1 protein-coding gene is annotated in these 3,739 nt (G+C 61.9%); it reads left to right on the top strand.

Going from position 1 to position 3,739, the window contains the following annotated elements; translation table 11 throughout:
* On the top strand, positions 1–3,739 hold a 3,739-nt coding region (locus tag ACYVDM_RS26400; protein ID WP_460475503.1), incomplete at both ends, for an amino acid adenylation domain-containing protein.

Raw genomic sequence — 3,739 nt, 5'->3', positions numbered from 1 at the left:
TCAGTGCCCAAGAGCGGCACCAGATATTGCACGACTGGAACGATACCGCTCGCGAGGTGACCGCCGCCACGCTGCCCGCGTTGTTCGAAGCACAGGTGCGCCGCGATCCCCAGGCAACCGCAGTAGTGTACGAGGACGAGCAGTTGAGCTACGCCGAACTCAACGCCCGCGCCAACCGCCTGGCGCACGGCCTGATCAGCCGCGGCATAGGCCCCGAGAGCGTGGTGGGCCTGTGCCTGGAACGGTCGCTCGATATGGTGGTGGCGCTGCTGGGCATCGTCAAGTCCGGGGCGGCGTACTTGCCGCTGGATCCGACCTATCCACGGGATCGCCTGCGGTTCATGCTGGCAGACGCCCGTCCGGTGTGCACGATCACGACCGCGACGCTGGCCGGCAGCCTGCCACCAGACACCGAACTGCTGCGGCTGGACGACCCGGCCGTGATCGCGCAGTGCGCGGTCCAATCCGCCGCAGACCTCACCGATGCACAGCGCATCGCACCGCTTCATCTGCTGCATGCCGCCTACGTCATCTACACCTCCGGCTCGACCGGAATCCCTAAGGGCGTCGTCGTCTCGCATGCCGGGCTCTCCAACTTGGCCAACGGCCAGATCGAACGACTCGGCCTAAGCGCGGACAGCCGCGTCCTGCAGTTCGCGTCGCTTAGCTTCGATGCAACGCTGTGGGAGCTGCTTATGGCACTCGGCGTGGGGGCCTCTTTGATCCTGCCTAAACCGGGCGCTTTGTTGGGCACGGCGCTTGTTCAGAAAATAAGATCCCACCATATCAGCCATGCCCTGATTCCTCCCTCGGTCCTAGCCAGCACAGAGCACGAAGAGGTGGGTACTGACGCGCTGCCCACCTTGCTCGTTGTCGGCGAGGCGTGTTCGGGGGAATTGGTGAACCGATGGTCCGCAGGCCGCCGGATGCTCAATGCGTACGGGCCGACCGAGGGCACGGTATGTGCGACGATTAGTGATCCCTTATCGGGGGGCGAGCGGCCACCGATCGGTCGCCCGATCTCGAATACGCAGGTCTACGTGTTGGACGAAGGATTGCAGCTGGTGCCGCCGGGCGTGGCTGGCGAGCTATACATCTGCGGCGCAGGTCTGGCGCGAGGCTATCTGGGTCGAAGAGGTCTGACCTCGGAACGGTTTGTGGCGAACCCGTTTGGCCCGCCGGGCAGCCGGATGTATCGCACAGGCGACGTGGTCAAGTGGCGCCCGGACGGCGTGTTGGATTTTGTAGGCCGCGCGGACGAGCAGGTAAAGGTCCGCGGGTATCGCATCGAGCCGGGCGAGATCGAAAGCGTACTGCTGAGCCACCCTTCGGTGAACCAAGCCGCGGTGATGATGCGCGAAGATCGACCGGGCGAGAGACAGCTGGTCGGCTATGTAGTGGCAAGCGATGAAGCGCTACCCGACACGGACAACGCCCAGGTCGAGCAGCAAGTAGAAGAATGGCGGCAGATCTACGAAGGGTCCTACGATCAACGGGAAAATGAGATTTTCGAGGAGGATTTCGGCGGCTGGAACAGCAGCTACGACGGCGAGCCGATCCCATTGGACGAAATGCGGGACTGGAGAGACAAGACGGTCAAGAGGATCCTATCTCTGAATCCACGACGGGTGTTGGAGATCGGCGTCGGGAATGGCCTGTTGTTGTCTTGCGTAGCCCCACAATGTTCCGAGTATTGGGGCGCGGACTTTTCCGCGATTGCGATCGAGAAGCTACGCGCCCGCGTCGAACGGTCTGAGCAGCTTGCCAAGAAGGTGCATCTGGATGTGCGCGCGGCGCACGTTCTCGATGATCTTCCGGAGAATTTTTTCGACACGATCGTTCTCAACTCGGTGGTGCAGTACTTCCCGACGGCCGACTACCTGACTGAGGTTTTGCAAGGCGCGTTGCGCTTGGTAAAACCTGGCGGCCAGGTGTTCGTCGGAGACGTTCGCCACCGCGGCTTGCTGCGGGTCTTCTCCACGGCAGTGGAGTTATGTCGAACGAACGGCTCGCGCGACGTGGCCGACCTGCAGAGGGCGATAGGGCGCAGACTGTTGACGGAAAAAGAGCTGGTGATTGACCCAGAATTCTTTCCCGCTTTGCAGGCAAAGGCGCCCTTTCCTATTGGAATCGATGTCCAACTGAAGCGGGATATTGCCCATAATGAACTAAGCCGTTATCGCTACGACGTGGTTCTGCACAGGGAACCTGCTCAACGCTACTCCTTGGCTACAGCGCCAACGCTATCGTGGGGCCAAGATATAAATTCTCTGGAGGATCTTTCCAGAAGACTCACCACACAACGCCCTTCCTGTTTGCGCATCCGGGAAGTGCCCAACGCCCGGGTAGCTGCGGAAGTGAACGCGGCGAAAGCGTTGCGAGAAGGTCAGTCAGCCGACGGTGAGCTTCGAGACGCAGGCGCACGCACCCGAGAGGTGGATCCGACTGAGTTTCAAGCGCTTGCCCGCTTGGGTTATTGGGTAGCAACGACCTGGAGCCCTGGATCATCGGAGGGCAGCTTTGATGTGCTGTTGGTGGATGAGGAATCCATCGGTACGCAGGTCTTGACCGATCTGTATCGTCCGGAAGGCGTGGTATCAGAGCCCTCTACCTATACGAATCGTCCTGCCCAGTTCCGAGACCTGAGCAAGCTGGCGTCGGAATTGAGGAGCTACGTAGGTTCCCGCTTGCCGGAGTACATGGTGCCGGCGGCGGTGATGCTACTGGAGGCATTGCCACTGACGCCGAACGGGAAGCTGAACCGCCAGGCGCTACCGGCGCCGGCGTTCGTGGCCGGCCTGGGCCGAGAGCCACGCACGCCACAAGAAGAGATCCTGGCCAGGCTGTTTGCCGAGGTGCTGGGCCTGGACCGAGTCGGGATCGACGATGACTTCTTCGACCTGGGCGGCCATTCGCTGCTAGCCACACGGCTGATCAGCCGCGTGCGCTCGATATTGGGTGTCGAGGTGGCGATCCGCACACTGTTCGAGTCATCCACGGTGGCGAGCCTGGCGCAGCAACTGGACGAAGCGCGCACCGTGCGCCCGGCGCTGCGACCACAGCAACGGCCGGCGGAACTGCCGCTGTCGTACGCACAAAAGCGCTTGTGGCTGCTGGACCAGATCGACGGCCCGAGCGCAACCTACAACACGCCGTTGACCTTGCATCTGGAAGGAAAGCTGGATCGCGAGGCCCTGCATCACGCGATCCTGGATGTACTGCAACGCCACGAAAGCCTGCGCACGGTGTTTCCCGAAGTCGATGGGACCGCAGTGCAGCGCATCATTCCGATGCACGAGGTGCAGCTGGTTTTCAAGAAAGTGGAAACCAACGAGACAGCGTTACCCGAGCCATTGTCGGAAGCTGCGGCGCACTGCTTTGACCTGGAAAAAGATATCCCGCTGAAAGTATGGCTGTTCCGGGTGGCCGAACAGAAGCACGTGCTGTTATTGCTGTTGCACCATATCGCCAATGACGGTTGGTCGATCACGCCATTGTCGCGAGACTTGGTCAGCGCGTACGACGCGCGGCGGCGAGGCCAGGCGCCGCAGTGGCGCGCGCTGCCGGTGCAGTACGCGGACTATACCTTGTGGCAGCACCAGGTCCTGGGCGACGAGGACGATCCGCAGAGCGTGATCGCCAGCCAAGTGGGCTATTGGAAGGACCGGCTATCGGGGTTACCCGACCAACTGGACTTACCCTATGACCGGGCGCGGCCCGCCGTGGCGAGCCACCGGGG

This window comes from Bordetella tumulicola, from assembly GCF_054779135.1.
Note: the sequence above shows the minus strand (reverse complement) of the source record. Positions and strands in the feature narration are given on the sequence as shown.